18 protein-coding genes are annotated in these 23,609 nt (G+C 52.0%); 7 read left to right on the forward strand and 11 right to left on the reverse strand.

From position 1 onward, the window contains the following. Positions 1-35: 35 nt before the first annotated feature. Positions 36-1,210, forward strand: a protein-coding gene (locus tag PSR63_RS05345) for an IS3 family transposase (RefSeq protein ID WP_274327723.1) whose coding sequence is annotated in 2 segments (ribosomal slippage) — positions 36-300 and positions 300-1,210 — 1,176 coding nt in all. Because the reading frame shifts where the segments join, the coding sequence is not laid out codon by codon here. Here the strand turns inward: PSR63_RS05345 and PSR63_RS05350 are convergent. Then, positions 1,203-1,442, reverse strand: coding sequence for a hypothetical protein (locus PSR63_RS05350; protein WP_274331382.1), 240 nt, complete (start codon positions 1,440-1,442; stop codon positions 1,203-1,205). The two genes, PSR63_RS05345 and PSR63_RS05350, sit on opposite strands and share 8 nt — an antisense overlap. 523 nt (positions 1,443-1,965) lie before the next feature. Then, positions 1,966-3,111: a hypothetical protein gene (locus tag PSR63_RS05355; RefSeq protein WP_274331383.1), complete on the reverse strand. Its 1,146-nt coding sequence runs from the start codon at positions 3,109-3,111 to the stop codon at positions 1,966-1,968. A gap of 114 nt (positions 3,112-3,225) precedes the next feature. On the opposite strand from PSR63_RS05355, the gene PSR63_RS05360 reads away from it, so the two are divergent. Continuing rightward, complete coding sequence (locus PSR63_RS05360) at positions 3,226-3,774, forward strand: hypothetical protein (protein ID WP_274331385.1); 549 nt, start codon at positions 3,226-3,228, stop codon at positions 3,772-3,774. Positions 3,775-3,831: 57 nt separating this feature from the next. On the opposite strand, the gene PSR63_RS05365 is transcribed toward PSR63_RS05360, so the two are convergent. Beyond that, positions 3,832-4,374 carry a hypothetical protein gene (locus PSR63_RS05365; RefSeq protein WP_274331387.1) on the reverse strand — a complete coding sequence of 181 codons (543 nt, stop codon included), beginning with the start codon at positions 4,372-4,374 and terminating at the stop codon, positions 3,832-3,834. Next, entirely contained in the window at positions 4,352-5,974 is a 1,623-nt protein-coding gene (locus tag PSR63_RS05370) for a hypothetical protein (RefSeq protein ID WP_274331389.1), read from the reverse strand. The genes PSR63_RS05365 and PSR63_RS05370 overlap by 23 nt, the downstream gene beginning before the upstream one ends. A gap of 497 nt (positions 5,975-6,471) precedes the next feature. Between PSR63_RS05370 and PSR63_RS05375 the strand changes: the two genes are divergently transcribed. Beyond that, positions 6,472-7,089: a hypothetical protein gene (locus tag PSR63_RS05375; RefSeq protein ID WP_274331391.1), complete on the forward strand. Its 618-nt coding sequence runs from the start codon at positions 6,472-6,474 to the stop codon at positions 7,087-7,089. A 652-nt stretch (positions 7,090-7,741) separates the two neighbouring features. Continuing rightward, on the forward strand, positions 7,742-10,162 hold the full coding sequence (locus PSR63_RS05380; RefSeq protein ID WP_274331392.1) for a hypothetical protein: 2,421 nt from the start codon (positions 7,742-7,744) through the stop codon (positions 10,160-10,162). A 181-nt stretch (positions 10,163-10,343) separates the two neighbouring features. Here the strand turns inward: PSR63_RS05380 and PSR63_RS05385 are convergent, their stop codons facing one another. From PSR63_RS05385 to PSR63_RS05400, 4 genes are all read right to left on the reverse strand, one after another. Next, entirely contained in the window at positions 10,344-10,754 is a 411-nt protein-coding gene (locus PSR63_RS05385; RefSeq protein WP_274331394.1) for a hypothetical protein, read from the reverse strand. Positions 10,755-10,940: 186 nt separating this feature from the next. Then, positions 10,941-11,714, reverse strand: coding sequence for a hypothetical protein (locus PSR63_RS05390; RefSeq protein ID WP_274331395.1), 774 nt, complete (start codon positions 11,712-11,714; stop codon positions 10,941-10,943). Positions 11,715-11,892: 178 nt separating this feature from the next. Beyond that, positions 11,893-12,531: a sulfotransferase domain-containing protein gene (locus PSR63_RS05395; RefSeq protein ID WP_274331396.1), complete on the reverse strand. Its 639-nt coding sequence runs from the start codon at positions 12,529-12,531 to the stop codon at positions 11,893-11,895. Between the two features lie 560 nt (positions 12,532-13,091). Further along, positions 13,092-13,997, reverse strand: coding sequence for a hypothetical protein (locus tag PSR63_RS05400; RefSeq protein WP_274331398.1), 906 nt, complete (start codon positions 13,995-13,997; stop codon positions 13,092-13,094). A gap of 327 nt (positions 13,998-14,324) precedes the next feature. On the opposite strand from PSR63_RS05400, the gene PSR63_RS05405 reads away from it, so the two are divergent. After that, on the forward strand, positions 14,325-14,822 hold the full coding sequence (locus PSR63_RS05405; protein ID WP_274331400.1) for a DUF1569 domain-containing protein: 498 nt from the start codon (positions 14,325-14,327) through the stop codon (positions 14,820-14,822). Positions 14,823-15,001: 179 nt separating this feature from the next. Here PSR63_RS05405 and PSR63_RS05410 read toward each other — a convergent pair whose 3' ends face one another. The 3 genes from PSR63_RS05410 to amt form a co-directional block, all read right to left on the reverse strand. Next, positions 15,002-16,177, reverse strand: coding sequence for a glycosyltransferase 87 family protein (locus tag PSR63_RS05410; RefSeq protein ID WP_274331402.1), 1,176 nt, complete (start codon positions 16,175-16,177; stop codon positions 15,002-15,004). A gap of 20 nt (positions 16,178-16,197) precedes the next feature. Beyond that, the gene (locus PSR63_RS05415) at positions 16,198-17,043 is read right to left on the reverse strand and encodes a glycosyltransferase (protein WP_274331404.1); all 846 of its coding nucleotides are present in this window, start codon (positions 17,041-17,043) and stop codon (positions 16,198-16,200) included. Between the two features lie 378 nt (positions 17,044-17,421). After that, a complete protein-coding gene (gene amt / locus PSR63_RS05420) occupies positions 17,422-21,264 on the reverse strand; it encodes an ammonium transporter (protein ID WP_274331406.1) in 3,843 nt (1,280 codons plus the stop codon). Between the two features lie 671 nt (positions 21,265-21,935). On the opposite strand from amt, the gene gcvT reads away from it, so the two are divergent. Both gcvT and gcvH read left to right on the forward strand, forming a co-directional pair. Further along, positions 21,936-23,039, forward strand: a complete 1,104-nt coding sequence (gene gcvT, locus PSR63_RS05425) for a glycine cleavage system aminomethyltransferase GcvT (RefSeq protein ID WP_274331407.1) — start codon at positions 21,936-21,938, stop codon at positions 23,037-23,039. Positions 23,040-23,112: 73 nt separating this feature from the next. After that, on the forward strand, positions 23,113-23,508 hold the full coding sequence (gene gcvH, locus PSR63_RS05430) for a glycine cleavage system protein GcvH (protein ID WP_274331408.1): 396 nt from the start codon (positions 23,113-23,115) through the stop codon (positions 23,506-23,508). Positions 23,509-23,609 lie beyond the last annotated feature (101 nt).

Raw genomic sequence — 23,609 nt, forward strand, 5'->3', positions numbered from 1 at the left:
TGCTGAGTGAATGCCCATTTGAAGGGAGATTTCTAATGCCTAGAAGACGATTCACGCCGGAGCAGATTATCCAGCATCTCCGCGAAGCAGAGGTGCTTCTTTCTCAGGACAAGACGATTGCCCAGGCCTGCAAGGCGATCGGCGTCACGGAGCAGACGTACTACCGTTGGCGGAAGGAGTACGGTGGCATTCGTACGGACCAAGCCAAGCGGTTAAAAGATCTGGAGAAAGAGAACGCTCGACTGAAGAGACTCCTGGCGGATGCCGAGCTTGACAAGGCGATCCTTAAGGAGGCCGCTTCGGGAAACTTCTGAGCCCGGACAAGCGACGGCGAATCGTCGAGCACGTGCGAGACGCCTTGGGACGCGCGCGAGTCTCGGAACGGCGGGCTTGTCGCGTGCTTGGGCAGCCGCGTTCCACGCAGCGCCGTGCTCGCTGGATTCCCGATGACGAACCTCGCCTGGTCCGGGAGATGATTGAGCTGGCCGAACAGTACGGTCGCTACGGCTATCGGCGAATTACCGAGATGTTGCGACGGAAAGGTTGGCAGGTGAACCATAAACGCATCGAGCGACTATGGCGTCGTGAAGGGCTGAAAGTACCGCAAAGGCAGCCTAAACGACGTCGCCTGTGGTTGAACGATGGTTCGTGTGTTCGCCTGCGGCCAAGTCGTCGCGATGAGGTCTGGAGCTATGACTTCGTACATCACCGTACGCACGATGGCCGAGCCTTCCGGATGCTGACGCTGATCGATGAATATACACGCGAGTGCCTGGCGATCGACGTCGCCCGTCAGTTAACCAGCGAGGAAGTCTTGGAACGCCTCAGTGACCTGTTCGTTCGACGCGGCGTGCCTGACTTCATCCGGAGCGATAATGGCTCCGAGTTCACAGCTACAAAGGTCCGTGACTGGTTAGAGCGAGTCGAGGTGAACACCTTGTACATCGAGCCAGGCAGTCCCTGGGAGAATGGCTACATCGAATCATTCAACGGGAAGCTGCGAGATGAACTACTCGATCGAGAGATCTTCGACACGCTACTGGAGGCAAAAGTGTTGATCGAACGGTGGCGAGTCGAGTACAACACGGTACGCCCGCACAGTTCGCTGGGGTACCGCCCACCGGCACCGGAGGCAATTCTTCCAGGGGAAGGTGCTTCCGCTACGCTACAGCACCTTCCCCTGGAAGAACCCTTGAAGACTATCACTTAAAGACTGGTTTCATTCGCGGGGGCAGGTCAACGCCATCGGGATACTTGCGTGTTGATGCTGTCATACCTACAGCAACCGCACGGTTGTAAACTTTGCTGCGAAAGAACTTCAGGTTGTCACCCACTTCATCAAAGTCGAACTGGAAGTAGCCACCACTTAGGAGCTTGGCCCAGTCTTTCTCAGTAAGCTTGATTTGCGGTACTTCAACAGGGAAACCCTTTACCTTTTTCATCAGTCATACCTCTCCGGAAAACTTGCGTGCGGGATCACTTCTCTAGGTATGTTTGCCGGGAATCTTCGCTCGATGTACTTTGCTAGGCAACACGGACGAACAGCGTCCCCTCAGAAACAGAAAGAGCCCAGGCATTCCATCACCTGGGCTCTTCGATATTGGGCGCTGAGAAACAAACCAGGAGAAACCAGCGCCCTGTGCTGCATGCAATTATTCCGTGTCGTCGATTGCCTGCTGTATGGCAAGAATTAATTCTTCGTTGCTGGTTTCATCAGAGACTAACTCCGAGTAGAGAAAGGTGAAGCTTTGAACTTCCATTGGTGACCCCTCCAAGGACATGAGAAATGGTGAAATAGAAATCCAATTTGGATTAAATACGGCCGAAGAGACTTCGATATTACTACTTCTTCTTGAAGAGGCTGATCGTGGTGTAGGAGGTGTGCCCAGAGCTATCGATAAATTTGAGCTATGGCTGGCCTTGCTAATCCGACGCAAATATTGCACGCGAACTGAGATATCTTTCTCATGCAACCTCGTCAGGGATTAATTGATCGATATTCATTCCTCGCTGCTCTAAGGCATTCCTGAAAAGGTGTTTCCAAACACGAATCATCGACTCCACCTTGAATTGGTTTCTCACGGACATCCCGTTGAAAAGTTGTCTCAAGCGATACCTCGCCGGTGGGTGAGAATCCTGCTCTGTAATGCTGTCTTCTGTCAATGCAATGATCAGCAAACAAAGTGTGACGCCCACAATCGGGCGAGTTTCATCTAGGCCTCCACTTTGAAACATCAGGACTGCTAGAGCAAAAGCATCAGCCTGCAGTTCAAACTCTTTAGAAGGACCTTGCCCTGTATGGCCCAAGAGCACGTGACCAAATTCATGAAACCACACGAACTGTATCGCCGCCAAAGCAAGTAAGCGGTACTCAAGTAGGGATCGAAAGTCGGCAGTTTCCCCTGACGCGGTACAGGTCGGGTATACAATGCCGCCTATCGTCTCACAACGCGCCAATCTAACAACTTCACGAGTCACGAATCTTATATCATCCCGCCGCGCAATCCTTTTTAGTTTATCCTCAATCCTGTCCGGTTCTGTAGCATAGTCCTCTAACTGTACGAAGCAGTAGCACAGAAGATTGGCAACTAGATCGATGGTCTTTTCTAACTGCGGGTACACACAGACGACAGGCACTCCTAAGATGCCTAGACTCGGACTGAAAAAAGCATTCATCTGCCTCTCAAATAGGTTGACGGATCTTACTTTCGAAATAAGTTCAAGAAGACCGCCTACTACGGTAGTTGGCGGCTCCCCGTCTTCGACAGGTGGCGGATCAAATATACTGCTCCAATAATCCTCACCTAGTTCGGTGAAGAATCCGTTCAACGTACTATCAATTAGGATTCGTTTACCGGCAGTGCCGCTTCGTGTCCAATCAAGCAGGCTATCGGATTCAATTACGCTACGATAGTGCTGAGTCTCCCAATCCCTAAGGACTTTCGGAATGCCTTCAGTGCTTTCCAGAACGGACAGTCGCCGTTTCGCCTGACGACGGTGTTCTTCTAGGACCTGTGTAGCAAAGTCTTCCATCGAGACGCCTACACTACCGGCAAATTGGCGGATTGATTCAAGTTCAATGAGTTCGATTCTTTGTTCTAAGCTTAGCACTTGCCTCTCTCCCTACTCGCCGAGCATCCCGGTAACATCCGCTACGAACCCGACTAATTGTTAGCTATATTGGAACCATCTACTAGCATTCACTATTGAGTTGCCGAGGTTCTGATGGATATTTCTGATTTTGACTTCTCCGATGGGCTTGCTGCTTTTTTACAGGAGATACCGGCAACGGACCTGATCCTTCTGCCAAGTGATTCAGACGGCACTTTACCCGTTCTTGGCTTTAATTACAGCCAGAGTGATTTCGACCTTGTGAGAAGATTGCGAGAATCGCGCCTTCCAGTAAGCACATTGTCGAACGAAGCTAGTGTTGCACCTTTGAACTTTGCACCTTCAATACAGGCCATGATTGAGGCTGGAGGTTGGATAGCGCCGACATTATTTTTTAGTGCGGCTGCGACTTCTGAGAACCAGCACATCGTCAGTGTAAGTCTAGGTGTAATAGCGAATTGGCTAACAGAGATCGTCACACCTACGTCATCTGATGTGACACCGCAGAACGAGAATGTGCGGATTAGTATTATTTTGGAGTCCCGCAAGACCAAGACAACCGAGGAAGGTAATAGGCGAATTGACTACGAAGGGTCCATTGAAGGTCTCAACCAATTAGCCCAGCAAATCCAGTCGCTGCTAGACAACGAACGCAAAGCTTAGTCTTTCTTGACGACCCGCCATCCCACCGAAATACTGAATTGGAATTCTTGCCCCCAATTAAGCTTTAGTGTTCTCAAGCTTAGCGATGAACTTCAAACAGGCGAAGGTTGCCCCCTCGTCAGTTACGGTCCCGTCTTCCTGGATCAGGCCCAGACGAGTAACAGCCTCCAACACCTTCGCGTTCTTGATCTGACCACCAGCCTTAGCCACGAAAACAGCTTCCTTGACCTTCCAAGGCAAAGGCGACTCAAGAAGCCAGCGATACACCTTGATGTACCCGGAACGCAAAGGAGAACACAGGTAAGCATCACGCTTAGCATTGCACCCCTCCAGAAAACGCTTCGACTTCGTAGGAAACCGCCGAAGATCCTTAACCGCCAGTTCCAACTGCTCCCGAGAGAAACCGAGATCGGCACAAATCTTATCGGCCTTGCGGTTCAGCTTGAACGGAATGAAAATCTCCATCTCAGGGTCCCAAGGGTCATACAGACCGCAGTTATCGCGAATGTAAACGGCCAGCTTTTTCGCCTCGGTCGAGATATCCGCGAGGAATAATTCTGGCTCAACCGCGATCCATTTAGTCTTGAGCTTGTCGGTCATTGTCACTCTCCGGTTTGGTGTACTGTTGCTGCTGTAGTTTTGAATACGCACGAACCGCATAAGCGAACAACCACCACCCCTCGCAGCCCTTCGCCCCAGGCAGACCGGCAACATGCTTAATAGCCTTCCCAAGGCCAGGACAGATTCGCTTCTCCATGAGAGCAAAGTGAGAAACCAAGCTGCGACCCATCTCCAGAGCCAACTCCGTATCGGTCTCAACCGCCATGATTTTCACAGCGGAACCGGGATCAGCCGCCTTCACCTTCTCGAACGCAGCACGGCGAACCGTAGGATCAGGCGAACCAGAATCAGCCACCAGAGCCTCCTCCGCCTTCTTCTTTCGCTCCTCCTGAAGTCTGAACGGCTCCAGGGCCTCAGACAGCGCGGAACCAACCGCATCAGAGAAGCGACTCAGGAAAGCCTTGGAGAGCAGAAAACCCCAGCTCAAGGATTTCAAGCCCTTGAAATTATCGGAGCTGATGGCCTGGAACAGAACCGAAGCCAGGCAAGGCTGGAACTTCTCAGGAACCTCGTTGATGATAGCTCTCGCTTCCTCCAGGAGAGCTTCAAGTGCTGGGAGGAATGATTCTGGGTTCCGCTTCGTTTCTCCCCAGGGAACTTGAGAGAAATCCAGGAATGATTCCACCTCTTCGATTACGGCTTTGTTCTCTTCCTTCAGGTTAACCTCGTCTTGCTTAGGCTCTGCCTCCCGCCCTCGCGTCTGGGGAGGGATCTGCGATGGGTTCTGTTTAATGGACTCTGAAAAAGGACTCTGAAGAGTGGTGCCCTCAGAAGCAGGTGCTGGTGCCCTCGATGATTTCTTGGTGGTGCCCTTCTTGGTTCTTGTAGGTGCCCCGACTTGCTCTTGCTGGTGCCCTCGGAATTTCGCAAATGCTTCTGATGCCGTTTTCGTCCGTGTCGAGTCGTTCAAGCGGAGAACCATAGCTCGGTTGGAAGTTGACCGCGCCACGACCGTGAACAAACCACTGGTTTCCCCGAGAGAAACCATTTCAGAGGCCGTTTTTGTACGTTGCCGCGAGTGGGTACCAGCCAAATAGCAATGCCGCAATACTCCGTTCTTGATAGGCAGGCTGAAGATTTCGCCCTCCTTATCCTTGCGTTCAAAATTCGTCCGAGCGAACAGGACGATGCTCTTGAGGGAATCAGGAGCTTGGGAGTACCAGAACCAGCGGTAGACCTTGATGAACTTGACGCCTTTCTTGTGATGGCGTTTTTTGGCGAGGTGGCTGACATCGCGCAGCTGGATTTCGCCGGTCTTGCGGTCGATTTTCTCGATGACAGATCGTCGGCGAGATGGCCAGCTCTTTAGCTTGTGGATTGCTGCCTTGAATTTGCCGTTGCTCTTGAATCCTGCGGCAGCTTTGAGCCGTTCAGGGGAACGAAGGACGACGTTGGATTTTCCTTCGTGTTCGCCTGCGGCATCCCGTAGGTTGATGACTAACTTGATCTCTGGCCAGGAGAGTTTCTTTGGCGAACCGGCCTCTTGGATGATGTCTGGTTCGACGAGGATGAATGGTGGTGGGCCGATAGGGGATTTGGCCTTAGCCGCTACTTGGTTGTTTAGAACGGTTTGTTCCATTGTTGTTAACTCCTGTGGAAAAAGAGTTGGGGTGGCGAGCTGTCATCTCGCCACCCCAGAGTCAACAACTTGCACGGGGAGGAATACCTTGTTCGCTTGTGCGGTTGTGTGCGTATTTTAGTTGCTGACTTTTGGTATCAGTCTTGGTTTGGGACGTGGGGTTAGGATGACAGCCTAGCCCCGCGTTTTCTCTATCTACCATTTAGGTTTGCCCAGAACGCACGCTATTTTTCTCGTGTCCACTGTTGGCCGCCGTTGTCCGGCCAAGGTTTCTAGAGGATTTGCAGGGGGTCCCACACCTCTCGGACGTATTTAAGTAGTAAAGCGGGAGTCCTGGTGAAATGCTCTCGCATTAGCTAGGCCGAGAGCATTCTATCCCCTCCGGTGTGACGCTCCGGCCTAGCGTCTTTTTCTCGCCAATTGCCTGAGTACATAAGCGAAAAGCCCAGCTGTAACTGGGCTTCTCTCAACCTTCACCGGTATCAGGAGTACCAGCGATGTCTGGAAATATCTACGCACCAAGAATCTGTCGGGAATGCGGCAAGGATGACTCAGAAATAGATTTCAAGCCCAAGGCCAACATCTGCGTCCCCTGCAACCAGGAATATATGCGCGCGTACCGCAAAAGAAACCGCGAGAAGATCAGAGGCCAAGTTCAAGACTGGAAAGACACCAACCGCGCACACTACCAAAAGAAGACACGAGAACGGTACAACACGCCAGAAGGAAAGGCCCTGCACGTCGCACGAGTTGAGCGAACACCCAGAAGTTGGCTCGGCCACGTCCTGTCAACAATCAGAGCAAAATGTAAGAAGCCTGGACCTCATGACGCCAAGTCTGGGCCACAGCGAGATTACGAAATTGACCTCGATTTCGTCGTCAATCTCTTCAAGCAACAGGAAGGGCGGTGTGCTATCTCAGGTTTGGAGATGGAGCACAAATTCAACAGCCTCCGCAGTGCCTCGATCGATCGAATTGACAGTTCGCTAGGGTACGTCGCAGGCAACGTCCAGATCGTCTGCAGCTTCGCCAACTTCGCCAAACGCCACTTCCCAAATGACGACATGCTTTCAATCGTCGCGGATATCAAGGTCCTGGGGGGCTGTACTGAGTAAGCACCCCCAAGCTCCGGAGTGATTAGAGCTTTCTATCTCTTCGGAATGACGCACCGATCTAGCATCCTCTACTTCCTGAACATGAAAACACACTCACTAGCAGTGCACCATTCATCAGGTCAAAGCTCTAAGAAGGTTTGTCGCACGTTACTCTAGCTAGGGTGTCAATGTACTCAACTAAGTCGAGACAGCCTGTGATTCAATTTCGCTTTTGATCTCAATTGGGATCGCCATGACATGTTTCGGTAGCTTCAGCGGGGAATATCGATAAGTCATCATGACCAAGGTCGTGGCTACATGTGCACGACAAATTGTCGCCTCTAACAGTTAGCAGGCGCCATGATTTTGACGACTGGCTCTTAAGTTCTCCCTGCAGTAAACTTAGGGGCTCCCGGTACCTCCTTTTAGCTAGTCTGCTAATGGCACGCATTCTGGCAGCATGCAGACTGCTCATTCATCGAGCGTAATATGTCTACCGAATCTCCAAAACCGAATGATTTCGTGGCGAGATGGCTATTAAACGCGATTTCAGATGCCACTCTGAACCAAGAAATAGTTGAAATTCTGTCAGATCACCAGAAAAACGGGACGGCCACAGATGACAAAATCCTGAAGTCTGTGCTTAAGCTGACGCCCAAATCGGGGGAGTCTGATGAAATCCATTAAACGAATCACTGTATCCGGCTTTCGGGGAATAGTGACTCCGCTGGAACTCTCGTTCGTCAAAGGTGGTAGTACCACGTCAATGGTTCTATTTGGCCGAAATGGCTTCGGCAAAATCTCGCTGACCGACGCTTGGGAGTGGATGCAAACGGACCGCATTGTTCGACTAGGTCGCGAGGGTGCAGGTCCCAATGCGTTTCCTCATCGAGATGCAGCCGATGGCGATTCTTTCGTTGAAGTAGAGTTTGCTAATTTGGGTCTTGGAAAGATTATATTCAATCAGAAAAAGGTCACGATGCCATCGCGGGATGGGGTGATCGACGCGTTCCGCCAAGCAGCACCATACCCTTGCACATTGCGATACGAGGACTTGACGCAATTTGTCTATTCCACAAAGGCAGAGCAGTACGACGCTCTAGCGGTTTTGATGAGTTTTACCCCGCAGGTCGAATACCAAAAGATGCTCCGTCGAGTAAGTCGCAAGCTAGAAGAAGAGAGTAACAAGCAGACAGCGGTCGCAGATCGAGAAGAGACAAAGTTGGCGGAAATCATTGGAGAGAAACCTGATGCGACTAAGCTACTTAAGTTTCTCCAGGGGAAGTTTATTGACGCCAACGCAGAGTCCCCGGCGACGGTGTCGGAAGCGACGAAGGCACTAGAAGGACTTACGGAAGCAATCAAAAGCGATCCGCGAGCAGCATCCTTGGCAGATCATATCAGCCTGCGTAAGTGCATTGACGACCTCAATTCTGGGGCGGTAGTTGAAGCTGATCTCGCTATGTACTCCGCCGAAGTTGAAACATTTAAAAACACCGAGCGAGACGCAGTCGACTTGATGCTGATTGGGCTCTATGAAAAAGGGCAAGAGGTAATAGAAAAACGCGATCTTGGCGAAGACGCACCCTGTCCGTTATGCGGAAACATCTTCCAAGGGAGCCTCGCAGAACACATTCAAGGCGAGTTGGAATCATTGCATTCGCTTAAGTCGGCGAAGGACAAGCTTGAAGCATCTAGATTAAGGCAGGTCACGAGCATCTCATCATACGGGACGCTCGCAAAAGCGTTGAAAGTTGGCACCAAGGGCAATAAGGTCGCAACCGAGCTACTGCTAAAAGAGATCACTGACGCTTGCAAGGCGTTAGATGCTTGTTTCAGCGAGTTGAGTGATTTGCTTAAGGTAACGCCCGATAAAGTGACGGCGGACACATCCACTCAGATACGCAGAGCGGTCACTAGCATTGCAGATAACGCCAGTGCATTCGACGCTTTACAAAAGGGATTGTTAGAAAAGATTGATGCGGAAATCGAATCCTTGAGAGATGATGGCTCACGCGAGAAACTTGTCAACGCAGCGAGCCAAATCACGTTGGCGATGAATCAGTGGGACGAGTATATCGGCGCAAAAGCATGTTTACTTGCTGTTATGAAGAAACGCCGCGATTTCGAGGCAATTACTATCAACTATATTAGCACGAGCAATGCAGATATTGAGGCAAAGTTCAACAGCATCTCGGCCGATGTGGAGAAGTATTTCGGGATCCTTGAGGAGCACACAGAAGGTGTAGGTCGACCGGTGCTGCGATTACAGATGGACCAGGACCGCGCGGTTACTTTGGAAATCGAGTTCCGTGGCGAGCCAATCAGTCCGGCATATAAGTACTTGAGTGAATCTCAACTCAATAGCTTTGGACTGGCGTTGTTCCTCGCTGCGGCACGTCGCTTCAATGTCGGTTTTCGTTTTTTGCTACTGGACGACATCGTCAACAGTTTCGATGCTTACAAGCGGCCTCAACTTATTAGGTTGCTGAAGTCCGAGTTTGGAGATTTCCAGTTCCTTCTATTGACACATGATGAAGTGTGGTGCGAGCAATTGTTCTCTAATTTCCCGCAATGGGTTCGCAAACGTATTACGCGATACGACGTGACCACTGGTCCTATCATCCAGGACGGATTGTGCGATTTAGAGAAGGTCGAGAAAGATTTAGACGATGACTTGCCTTCGAGGGCGGGGCAATTGCTCGGACCAATGCTTGAACGGGAACTTCAAGAGATGTGCGAAGCGTTTGAGGCATCGGTCGCCTACAACCGGCGGAATGAATACACATTGAAACCCCTACTCACTCGATTGATCGTAAGGGTTAAGGAAAAGCTGAAGTCGGCACACAAGCTGACAGTGATGCTTAACGACCTCGATGCAAACTCGGCCTTCCGAAACTTTTGTGCTCACTGGAAAACTCCATCAAGCCCTATTACCACACAAGAAGTGCGTGAGGTGCTAAGAATCTGGAAGAACATTGTTGCAATGGTTAAGTGCTCCGAGGAAAAGTGCACCGGATATGCAAAGTATGACAATGGCACCTTTGTCTGCAATTGTAAGAAGCTGAGGCTGGCCAAGGGGGATCCAGCCTAACGGAGATTGGCAGTGAGTTTGCAAAATGACGATGTCCGGTCCGCAACTCAGTGGAATCAGTAGCGGAACTGCTCACTGCTTCGAACGCTAACTTAAATCCGAGGAAGAATTTATTAGCCTTTAACGAAAATAGCCCCGAGGTTTTCTCGGGGCTATTTGATTTTTCAGCAATCAGAGATGGTTATTTGATCTTAACCTTGCCATCGCTGCCGAGAACGACGGTCTTGCCTTTCAGCTTTTCGATCGTCTTCTTAACCACCTTCAACTCGTAGTCCGCCCCAGGTTTCATCTCGGACGCATCCTTGAGCCCCAACTTCTTAAGGGTGTCACGGATAGTCGCAGAATCCTCGTCCACATTCTTAACCTTGATCGGTTCTTTCATCGCTTGAAGGTGCTTAATCGTCTTATCAGTAACCTTGTAGGTCATCGGACCACCAACTCTCCCATCTGTCGGAGGAACGAGTTCTAACTTCAACTCTTCCTCAAGGATACCTCCAACTGCCGCTTGAACTTTGGTCGCCGCTTCCGCAGTACCAATATTCATGCCCAAAACCAGTACTGCCACGACTCCGATTGCAATTAACGTTCGCATCTATAGATACTCCGTAAAAAAGTGCGAAACCCAGCTGACCTACGGCACCCAATGGTGCTAAGTGAGTTATACCATCCAGGTGGTATTATGCAAGCTATGCAGACTTTAACTACGGCATTCCGAGGGTTACTTTCCCATGACGGAAATCAGCCAACTTCAAGGTAACCGAAAAGAAAAGCTCCCAGACTACTTCCCTAGAACAACCCTCAGGACCTCAAGCTCCGCAGCCGACAGAGCAGGACCACTCTGAGGCATCGAGCCAGAACTCACCTCGTCCCAAATCGCTTCCTGCTGATCAGGTGTCACAGGACCAAGCAAGTTGAGGCCACCCTGCTGCGAGGAATCATTGTGGCAGCGAACACACTTCGACTTGAGCAGTTCCGAAGCCCTGGTTTCCAATGGCACCTCCGCAAGCTCAAAAGAAGGCTTCCCCTTGGCCTCAGTCAAAGGTTCGACGCTCCAGCCGCCCTGAGCATCCTGAGACGCACGGAAGCTAAAGGAACGCGGTTCCCGGTTAAACGAAGGCCCACCCTGAGTCGCCTGTAAGGCTAAAGCAGCCGCCTGCCCCCTCGCCACAATCTCAGCAACCTCCGCACGAGACTGCGACTCAGCCTGGACAAGACCAGCAAAATCAAGATGAGCCTGACCTGCCAACTGCTGGGCCTGATCTGATAATCGAGCAGCCTGGTTATATAGCAAACCAAGATCAACCTGGTTGTACGATCCAGCCAGCGAAGAATACCCGTAAACACTCGTCCCCTGAGCCGCGATAGGCTGCGTGTTACTTACTGGCACAGGGATACCCACCAGATTATTCACTACCGTCGTCCGAGCACGGACAAACTCAGGCTGATGGTGAACAATCCTCTGTGGTTGAACGCACAGATTCCTACGACATCTCTGACCGAGAACGACTGACGACAGTGCAAGGACAAAGACAAGAGCAATAATAATTCGCATAGGGAAACTCCGTGTGGGGACTGTTTCCATATCTTTGTCTCGGATCTCACCTGTCAGAGCGTAAATAGATGTGGAGCAGAAGTTCCGATATTTCGGCTGCTTCAGCTACGATGATGTTAGGCGTTGCGATTTTTCCGAGCCACAGGAGGAATAACTCTTCCTGTGGCTCGCAACGTATCTAGGATTCCTCTCCCAACAAATCCCTGAACTGCTCAGTCAGGTAAGAATAATTCAGCACGATCTCCTCGGGATGCACCACCTGCTTCTTCGTCGTAGGTGCTACCTTGATCACTTTCACGTCTAAGAACTGGCAGACTTCGGCAAAGACTTCGTTCCATCTCTCCTGCTGGTCTTCGTAGTGGATATCTAGGACTGGTCTATCTCCGATGGCTTCTTTGGCTTGCTGCCGTGATCGCTTTGCGGTGTTGATGGTTCTTTGGAATTCGAGGTCGCCTATGTAGAAGGGTTTGACTTCGGCTCCTGGGTCGTTCTTGTATTGCACCCAGGTTCTTCTGCGGTTGGCGATTAGTTCGCTGATTGCTCGGTGGAATGGGTTTCTGTTGAGCCGGATGATTCTTAGTTTTTTGGGGAGGTATTGGTAGGCGTTGTTTTTGATGCCGTGTTGGGCGTGGAGGGTGAAGCCGTGGTATTGGCAGTAGAGTTCGAGGATTTTCTTTCTGGCGTTATTTGGTTTTTGGATTTTGGCTAGGGGTTCTAGCATGAGGGTTCGGATTTGTGGGTGTTGGAGCATTGCTGATCGGAGCATGTGGCTGCCGGTGCGGTAGAGTCCGTCGATGAGGAATTTGTGGCAGGGCATTTGTTTGTTCCATAAGAGAGGCCCAGGTCGCGGTTTGAACGATACCGGTGCGACCTGGGCCTTGGCAGTTGTTTTGAGAGAACGGGAGGCTGGGAAAGGGATACAGGAACCAGCCTCCCGTTTAACGACCACTTTAGATTTGACACGAGAGTGTCGAGTGAGTGTCTGTCGGCTTTTGGGGCCAAATTGCTAGCTTTTGAAGCTTTCCGTGCCTATTCCGAGTACAATAAACCGGCTGATCTGAACCTTAGGGAATAATCAGAGTCCTTAAGGTGGAAAGCTGTGATGAAGTCGCCCTCTAAAACCGAAGACACAAGGGGGCACAGGATTTGCCCATGGATGGGAGCCAGAGTTCCTATCGCTTTAGATTGGGGATTTTTGGTACTACTACCATTGCCTCAGTTCCAAGGACGGAAACCAAAGGGCGGATCAATGCAAAATTTGATAATAGCTGGGTTGCTACTAGCCGTTTTTCTGGCTGCGGTCACTCTGCATCTCGCCACACTCTCTAAGAAGATGGGACGAGCGGAGCGTCTGTTAAAGAAGACGCGAAAGCATAACTAATTCGCCATCAGTTCTAGATGAAATTGCGGCGGGGATGAAGCTTCCAATCTCTCCATGAACTTTCCCAAGTTCTCTTCTGAGGCCGCTAACAGGATCTGGATTTCACCACTTTCCTTTGCCACCGAAACGCTGAGCGTAAGCGGAAGCGGGTCCTCATCCCACAGAACCTCGACGGTCTTCAATTCTGCAGAGGCGTAGTTCACATTTGGGGGAATCACCTTCGCATAAGTGAATACCAGATGATCTTTGTTGTTCTCAGGCTTAGTTGTTGGCAAAGTCAGAGAAACCAAGGTGCCAGGTCGGGTTTCGGATTTCCCGATCGTGGCTAACTGCTCTGAGACGGAATCTAGTCGATCAGATAATTCATTGGTCTTGGCAATCGCTTGCTCCGAAGCCTTGCGGCTGGCGTCCAGATCAGTCTTTAGATCCTTGGCCAGCATAGAGAACTCGTTAATCTCGTTAGCCGCACCATTAAACGATTTGGTTGCAGCATCAAACTTCAACTTTGACTCGATGAAATCCTTGTGGGTCTGGTCGAATTTGTCGCCGTAATCCTCGACTTTGGCGATCTTTTTGCTCTCCTCAGTCAGAGTCTTGGTAACGTCCTTAATGTCACTCTGCAACGCAGAGACGTCGTCAATCTTCCCCACCAAGATTCCAATCGATTCGGCATTATCGTAAATTTTGGCAACCGGATACGACATAAGGTAGGTAATGAAACCACCTACGACTGCACCAAGTATTGGAAGCCCCCAACTCGCAAACTTGAGTTGCCAATGAAGAGACGTAACAAGATCACGTAAATCTTCCTGCGAATTGTCCGTTGCTACCGCCGAAACGTTTTGTTGTGGTCCGTTGGCCCCGTTACCTTCGTTTCCGCTTTTGCCCTGCTTTTTCGCCATTTAAGAGCTTTCCCGCTCGTCGGAAATCTTGTGTGGTTGAAAGAGAAGTCGAATCTAGCACAGTGGTTTAGCGATCTCTAGCCCCTAAGGTACTCCAGAACCAACAAAGCGTGGGGGTAGGCTGTTCGAGGCGGCCAAATAAGGCCCCTAGCTTAGATTGTGTGCAAACTCTTGTGCAAACCGAGGCGTTCAGAATCCCATCGATGCCGTTCTTTGCGGGGTCTGGGCCTACCAGCACACGCGGCTTAAAATCCTGCGAGGGGTAACCCTCGTGCGGGTTCGATCCCCGCCTCGGCCACTTTTCTTTTAACGCATCGGAGTTGCTTGATGGCAATCCAATCCACGAGCACAACCAATGATGCGTCCCCGCTACGGGACCTGCAGTTCACCACACTTGAAGAGGCTGTGGTCGATGCTCGGCAGCTTCTGGAATCCGGTTACGTTCGCCACGGAAACTGGAGCCTGGGGCAGATCTGCTGGCATTTGCGTACCGTCCAGGACCCGAGTATCGATGGCTATCCGTGGTTCTTTGGCTTGTTTGCCTTTCTTCGACCGATCGTTCGTCGCTTGCTATTGCCCAAGATCCTCAGTGGTAACTCTCCCCGAGGAATTCGCACGGCCCCCATCTTCGTTCCTGCGAAAGAACTGCACGATGAAGAGGAAGTCGTTGCGTTCGAGAAGAGCGTCGAGCGGTTCCTACAACATCACGGCGCCTTCCATCCGCACCCCGGCTTCGGTCGTTTAGACCGGGATACACTGCATCGTGTTCATGCTGCTCATGCCGCGCATCACTTACGCTTCCTGCAAACGAAGGGCGAATCCTAAGCAGGTACGAAATTCGGCACTTGTGTAGCGCAGCGTTGACGATAACGGACCCTCTGTTTTGCGTTTGGCATATGGCCCGCAATGCACTCGCTTCATACGCATCTGGGTATCTCAAGCAATTTATGGAGATTGAGGATACGACTTAGAATCGTGCGAGAGACGCCCTTCTTTGATTTTGCTTACTCGAGCACTGGTTGTGCCTCGCGACTTGGAGGAGGCTCCAGGCGATTGAGCTCACTCGTCAATCGAAATGCGGCATAGAGCGTGAAGAAGCAGCACGCTAACGGGGCTAACCAGACCGGCGGCACTCCCTGCGGTGTGATGTGTTGGCCTAGTTCAAACGAACCGAGAATAACTACAGCCAAGGCCATCATCGAGCCTGCGGCGAACCAGCGACGTCCGCATAGTGCTTCGGCGTAGAACAGCCCCAACGCCGGCCCAAGAACGCAATAAGTGCAATTCTCAGTCCTGGGGTTAAATAGCATCAGGTAAATCGCAGTCAGCGTGTAAAGCCATACTAAGAAGCGTTTCGAGTCGAGCTTCTGCTTGAGCACAAAGCAAATGGCCAGCGTACCGACGGCACAAAGCAACCGGCTCGCCGTTTGAATGGAATCAGGTACTTCGAGACCGAATGCCTTCAGCATTCCGAACAGTTGGGCCCACCATTTTTCGTATCCGATCCGGTTCGAGTGAAATAGGCAGAGACCGAACTCTTCGTATTGCTGCCACACGTAGTCCGGCGATTGAAAAGCGAACGGAACCAAAGCGAGCACGATAATCCCAACGCCCAGCCGCCAGCGCATTGGGGCGTAGAGCGCGCCAACCAGCAAAATCAAGACGATCGAGAGAGGCTTGACCGCAAATCCCAACATGAGCAACCACGTGCATAGGTGCCAGTTTTCACGGCGGATCGCATCGATGGCAAGTAGCATCGTGGCCGTCATGATCACGGTCGCCTGGCCGTTTCGCATACAATCGGCACACAGCAACAGAGCGACAAAGCCAGCCGAGAGATTGAAGAACTCGGACTTCTGCGGCGAAAGACGGAAGAAACGATAACACCCCAGGACAAATAGGATCAGGCTGATAATCCGCCACGCAACGTCTCCCTGAGGATGGGCCTGAACCGCAAAGGGAATATAGGCGATCGCCGAATGAGGCAGATAGAGAAAGCCGGTTCCGGTCGTATCGTACATCGACTGACCGGCCATCCAATTCCATGCAGCTTCCGAGTAATACCCGGTTACGGAAACACGCGACCCGGCGACCAAGAGCCCCGCCACAACGATCAGTAAAGCGACATTTAACGCAATCCACGCGATATTGGCCGGGTGGCGTCTCACGATGGCAAACATGGAAAATCCTTCAAGGAAGATCAGGCAGATTTGCGAATTTCGGTCGGTGTGACAACTTCATTGGCATCGAAGACGGACGATGGGAACTTGATGATGTCGGCTTCAGTGTCGACGACGAAATGCCCACACCGGTAACTCCAAGCAATGCTTCCCAGTTCGTAGATGGCGCGAAGAAAGTCGCTCGGTTTCAACTTCGAGCCGACGACTTCCCTCCATTGGTCGAGGGGGAATTCATAGATGGTGCGATGGCAATCTACCTGGGGGCTATTGGCCAGGTATCGCGCCAGCAACTCAACATCAAAGATCCAGCGACTGCTGAACGGCTCTTCGATCGCTAACTTCAGGGCAGGCGTCACACGGAATAGTTTCACGCCGCATTGGGTATCTCGAAGCGGCAGTCCGATGGCCAGCGAGGCAACCGATGAAAAACTGAATCCCAGCCACTTCCGCGCCCAGTGCCGTTGAATCTGCCGACCAACCAGCGGAAACCGCGATCCCAAGACGATTTCGACTTCTGGGTTGCGTGCCAACACATCCGCAAGGCTCAAGCACGACTGAAGCGGTGCCGAGAGGTCGGCATCGATAAAGCCGATCGCGTGTTCTCCGGAGTCAGCTTCGATCACATGTCGCATGCCGCGCCGAACCGCTTCGGACTTGCCTCCGTTTTCCGAGCACTGCAGAAATTGGATCCGATCGTTGGATTGCTGCTGAAGTTCGCGAAGAATCTTAGCCGTTTCGTCCGTGCTGCCATCGTCGACTACGGTGAAACGGACATGACGATGTTCGGCCGCGAAATCAAGAAATCGATGCCTCTCGAGTCGTTTCTCCTCGTTATAGCAAGGGACGACCATATGAATGGGTATCATCCGTGACTTCCTTCCATTGATTTGCCGCCAAGTGGCAATAGACATCCGTCATAGCCAAGGATCAATTGGCTCTACCCAACGGACAGGGGAAGACCTTCCCCAATTTCTGGCGGAGATAGTACTGTATTGGCCAAATCAGTGTCAATTGATGATTCACCTGGCCTGTCAGACGCAAAGTCAAGCGGTATAGGGAATTAGAGAGATCTACCAGTCGCAATATAGCATTTCATGCTGTTGGGTGATTGCCAGTTATGAGAGATCGCACCGGAAGCGTTGCCCCAACGACGATTAATGGAGCATTCAAAGAAATACTGCCGCGAATGCCTGCTTCCCTTCTAGACCTTCGTCATTTGGCAGTTCAGACGGATCGTAGGCCCACTAAGAAGTCACTTCATCCGAACGGGTAGCCCGCTGCATGGCGGAATTGTCGGCTAGTTCACCGATCAGCTGAATCAAGTGATGGCGATTGATTGGTTTGGTGGCGAAATCGTTGCAGCCGGCCTCGATACACTTCTGACGATCGCCAACCATTGCGTGCGCGGTCAGTGCCACAATGACGCCTTGGTAATCCGCTTCTCGCAGCTTGGCAACTGCCGAATAGCCGTCAAGCACGGGCATCTGCATGTCCATCAAAACGACATGATATGCGGAGCCTCTTTCGACTGCGTCCAGGGCCGCGTCGTAGGCAAGCTGACCGTTTTCGACGACCTTAACCTCAGCTCCTGCCTTGCGGAGAACGAAAGAAATCAAGCGCTGGTTATCAAGGCCATCCTCAGCGAGAAGTACGTGAATTCCCTCGAGCGATTTGCCAGGCTCCTCAGACTCATTCGTCGCAGAAGCATTCTGTGCCTGAGAATCTTCAGTCGAGGTGACATCGCTTGACGTTTCGACTTTGAGCCGATCCACCATCGGCGTTGAACCGATATCTCCGGTCCCAACGGTCACGGTAAAGGTGCTCCCGAAACCTTGCTCGGATTCTACGACAATATTTCCACCAAGCATACTCGCCAGACAATTCGAAATACGAAGCCCAAGCCCCGTTCCGCCGAACTCTCGCGTGGTGGATGAATCAGCCTGACTAAACGGCTCGAAATTAGCGATCTTCTCTAACTGTTCCGGCGTCATGCCCAGCCCCGTATCGGTAACACGGAACTGCATGATGCTTTGGTCAGGCAGGTACGAAAGTGAAATAGCGACTTCGCCAATCTCAGTGAACTTGATCGCGTTGCCCACAATGTTCAATAAGATCTGCCGCAACCGAGTTGGATCCGATTGAATCGTTTCCGGGAAAGGAGTGTCCTGTCGGACGCGAAGCGCAATCCCCTTGCCCACAGCTCGTACGTTGAGCAGGGAGATGACCTCTTCGACAATTGCGTGCGGCCGGGTCGGAAGAACTTCAATGGAAAGTTTTCCGGCATCGATCTTCGACATATCCAGGATGTCGTTGATGATCGCGAGAAGATGTTCGCCATTGCGATTGATTGTCTCTAAGGCATTGCGATGCTCATCAGTTAGATCATTTATCGACAGGTCGTTGAGCAGCAATTCGGAATAGCCCAGGATTGCTGTCATCGGTGTACGAATCTCGTGAGACATGTTCGCGAGGAATTCGCTCTTGGCCTGATTGGCTGCATTCGCTTGTTCGATCGCCTGGCGAAGCTTTTGGACTTCAATATGAACACCGACCATTCGTTTCGGCGAACCATCTTCGTTCCATGCTACGACTTCGCCAATATCGCGAATCCAGAGCCACGAGCCATCTTTGCATCGAACGCGATGTTCGCAGCAATAGACAGGATCTTCACCTTGAAAATGCCGCTGAATTGCTTCCTGAGCCATCAGTAGATCATCGGGATGGCATAGGTCGACCCAAGTCTCAACGCACATCGGCAGTTCGCCAGGTTCGTACCCAAGCATCGTATACCATACGTCGTTGAATACCGTCTCACCGGTCGTCACAACCCAGTCCCAGAGCCCTGTATTCGAGCCGCGAAGGGCCAGGTCAAGGCGTTCCGTTAATCGACGGTTCTCCTCTTCGGCTTCCTTTCGATCGGAAATGTCCTGGGCAATGCCGAGGTAACCAATGATCTGGCCCTCGTCGTCGTATCTGGCGGTAACGGTCAGGGATACGCTCAAGGTCGATCCATCTTTGCGAATGTAGGTCCACTCCCGCTCTTCGTGCCCATGGTGCATGGCCTGATTGACGAAAACCTGGAAACCTTCAATCGGCTCGCCTAGTTGTTCGCTCAATTCCTTTCCACGAGCAATGACTTCCGATTCCAGGTGAATAATTGCTGGCGTTTGCTTTCCGACCATTTCTTCGGCCGTGTACCCCAGCATCGCTTCGGCTCCGGCATTGAAGGTGGAAATAATTCCCTCACAGTCGGCTGCAATGATCGAGACCCGCGTGGCGGCGCCTAAAACACCCTGTAATTCAGTCTTAGCTGCGATGGAGCTTTCTTCGGCACGCTTACGGTCGGTGATATCGAACCGCAGCGAGACGAACTTTTCGATCTTCCCTTCACTGTCATGGAAAGGAATATTGGTCGCATCGACCCAATACAGATGGCCATCCTTCGCTCGATTGCAAACTTCGCCACGCCAGGTCTCGCCAGCATGAATCGTTTGCCACATTTCCTTCCAGAACGACTTGGGATGGTAGCCGGAATTCAGAACGCGGTGATCCTTTCCGAGCAGCTCCTCTTGGCTGTACCCTGAAATCCGGCAGAAGCCTTCGTTGACCTCGATGATCTTGCCGGAGCGATCAGAAATCGAATAAAGCGTGTGTTTGTCGAGGGCCGATTTGAGCGAGTGGATCTGCCGGCTAGACTCACGCAGTTCTTTCTTGGCGTGATAGAGTTCTTCGATCGCGATTTCAACTTGCCGCTGCTTCTCTTTCAGTGATGTCAGGACACTGTTATATGCTTGAGCGATCTGTCCAACATCGGTGTGCGATTGCAGGTCGATTTCAATCTCAAAGTTGCCCGTCTCCGAATGTTGTTCCATAACCTGCAACAGGTCGTAGAGTTCGGACTTATCGCCGTGTTCGGCGACGTTCAGCCCAACCGATTCCGTTTGAGCGTCGACACGAAATGGACTGAAGCGATTGATACACCACAAAACGCCGAAGCCAACGAGGAAAGACCACGCAAAACAGACGCTCACGCCTAGCAGTTGCACCCACAACTGTTCCCAGCGTCCTAAACCGGTGTCGATTGCCGCCAGGTTGCCAAATAGAGCAACGGACAAAGTCCCCCAGACACCAGCGACGGCATGCACAGGAACTGCCCCCACGACATCATCGATTTTAAACTTCTCAAGCAGATGCGAACTGGCCATCATCGCCAGGCTGGCCACGAACCCAATGACCATAGCATCAAACAACGTCACCACGTGGCAGCAGGCCGTGATCGCCACCAAACCAGCTAGAAGACCGTTGATCAAGAGCTCCAACTCTTTGCGAATGTGCAACAGGCGGGCAACTGCCAAGGAAGTCATCGCACCGGCTACCCCAGAAAGCATGGTGGCCGTAACGATATGCGGAATCCGTCCTTCTAGCTGAAAAGTGCTTCCAGCATTAAAGCCAATCCAACCAAACGCCAGAAGCATGGCCCCGAGTGCCGCCATGGGCAAGTTGTGACCGTTGCAGATCGTTGAATCCTTGTCGCCAAAGCGGCCAATTCGTGGCCCGACGATGAGGCAAACCGCCAGGCTGATCCAACCTCCCACACCATGAACTACCGAGCTTCCAGCAAAGTCGACAAATCCCAGGTCGGCCAACCAGCCACCATCGCCCCAGACCCAATGGGCATACAAAGGATAAATCAGTAAGGAAACAACCGCTGCGGTGATCAAGTAGCTGACGAATCGCATGCGCTCGGAAACGGCGCCGCCAATGATCGTGGTCGCTGTTCCACAGAACATCAGTTGAAAGAGAAAGAACGCCTCGATGCTTCCAGCATGTGAGTCGCCATCAAAGAAGAAATCGCTGGTGCCGAACCATCCCCAATAGGAAGCACCAAAGATCAGGCCAAAGCCAATTGCCCAGAAGATGATCCCCGACAGAGCGAAGTCGGCCAGGTTCTTGGCGGCAACGTTAATACTGTTCTTCGAACGTACCGATCCGGCTTCCAGGCAGCAGAAGCCAGCCTGCATCAGGAAAACCAAAGCCGCACAGCCTACCAGCCATACGTCGTTGAACGTGCTCGAAGAAATCTCCACAAACTGCCCCTGGATGAGATAGCTACAACGTTTTCCGCCCTTAACGGTCCTTCGTCAGCCCCAACGACCATGACAGCCGAGAGACGCCCAAAGGAAGCTCCCCAATAAAAAACGCCGCTATGAGAAGATCGGTTGATGGACGCGAGCGGTTGAGATCTCGCGTCGTCTAGCCAAGCGATTCCCCTATTTTGTTTAAGTTTCGGGTAAACAAACGGGAATCGATAACCTATTTGAATTGACCGGATTAGGACGTTTGTGCTGATTGCCTTAGAAGCCCCCCTCTCCAGCAAGAACTGAGGGCACCACCAAAGAATTGGCGGAAGACCGCAACACAAACCCTTCGGCTGCAGATCCCTTGGATCCGGTTGGTTCGTCAGGCATTATTTGGGGACCAGTAACCGCTAATCCTCTATTAGCGTACGCAATGGTAACAATCCCAACTGTTACCCCCACTTTCTCCTAAAGCTTGCCCCTGTTCACTCGCGCCGGATCGTATACAATCGCAAGCTATCACTTTGTTCCTTTGCTTATTGGCATCTTAGCTCGACTGAGCCCCGCACTTTTCGCGGCGACGCGGTCACCGTCACTGGCTTTTTCTCAAAAGGGGAATCGACCAGAGCACTCTACTTGCGCGGTGACTGGCCTGGACGAGAAAACGAGACGTTCGACGGATGACGACCGAAACACTGAAAAAGACACCACTCTACGACTGGCACGCCGCGAACGGGGGACGAATGGTCGACTTTACCGGCTGGTCAATGCCGGTTCAGTACACTTCGATCATTAACGAGCACAACGCCACTCGAAACGCCGTCGGTCTATTCGACGTTTCGCACATGGCCCGTTTTCGGTTCGACGGGGCAAACGCTCTTGAATTCATTGATGGATTGGTCACCCGCAAGGTGGCTGATTTGAAGCCTGGCCGTATTCGCTACGGGCTGGTCTGCAAGGAAGATGGCGGTATTCTCGACGACATCCTCACCTACCACCTGCAAGACGGCGACGGCAAGTCTTACACCTGGATGGTGGTCAACGCCGGCAATCGCGAAAAGATTGCCGATTGGATCAACGCTCGCCTGCCAGACGACGTAACGTTCACAGACTATACCGAGCAGACCGCGATGATCGCCGTGCAAGGCCCCAGGGCAATGGCGATCGCCCAGGAACTGATCGAAGGCGATATCTCCGACCTGAAGTACTACCAAGGTCGTGAAGCGACCATTCTCAGCCACCACGGACTGGTCAGCCGAACTGGCTACACCGGCGAAGATGGTGTCGAGCTTACCGTTCCCGCAAAAAATGCGATCGCTGTGTGGGAAGCCTTGCATGTGGCGGCCGCCGAAGTGGGTGGTCATGCGGTCGGCCTCGGTGCTCGAGACACTCTACGTTTGGAAGCCGCGATGCCGCTCTATGGGCACGAGCTCTCCGAAGATATTACACCACTCCAGGCAGGCCTCGGCTTCGCCATGTCATGGGATCATGAATTCATCGGCAAGACCGCACTGGAAGCCATCGACAAGGATTCGCTTCCCGTACGTGTCGGGCTAGTGATGCAAGATCGACGCGTACCACGCGAGCATTACCCACTTTACTTGGGCGACGAACGAATCGGCGAAGTAACCAGTGGTTCTCAATCGCCAACCCTGGCGGCCCCCATCGCAATGGGTTACGTTGCTCGGCAGTATGCAGCCGAGGGAACAGTGGTCGATGTCGACGTCCGGGGCAAACGTCACCCGGCAAAGGTCGTTCCGCTGCCATTTTACAAGCGGAAGTAATCAAAACCGCTCCCCTCCCCTTCATTCAATTCAACGCAATTTCCACGCAGGTTAGTTTAGGAGTTTCCCGATCATGTCCACGGACAATTTACTTTTCGCCAAGACGCACGAATGGGTCAAAGTGGAAGAGTCGGACGGCGCGAAGATTGCCACGGTCGGCATTAGTGCCCACGCGATCGAAGCCCTGAACGACCTGGTCTACTTGGAACTTCCTGAAGTTGGCAAAGAAGTCACGGCCGGCGAATCGTTCGGTGAAATCGAGTCGGTCAAAGCGGTTAGTGATATCTATGCACCGGTAACCGGCGAAGTGATCGAAGCCAACTCGGGCCTGCCTGACAATCTCGATTCGCTGCATGAAGATGCGTATGACAATGGTTGGATTGCCAAGATCAAAATCAGCGACGACTCGGCTCTTTCCGACCTGATGGACAAAGCCGGCTACGACAAGATGTGTGCGGAAGAGGGCTAATGCCCTCTTTGTTTTTAGTTTTCAGTGTGAAGCGCTCCGTTAGACATGCTTCACCTCTCTCCCCGCTGAAAACTGAATACTGAAAACTGAACACTATTTTT

The sequence above is a fragment of the Bremerella sp. P1 genome (assembly GCF_028748185.1).
Lineage (GTDB): Bacteria > Planctomycetota > Planctomycetia > Pirellulales > Pirellulaceae > Bremerella.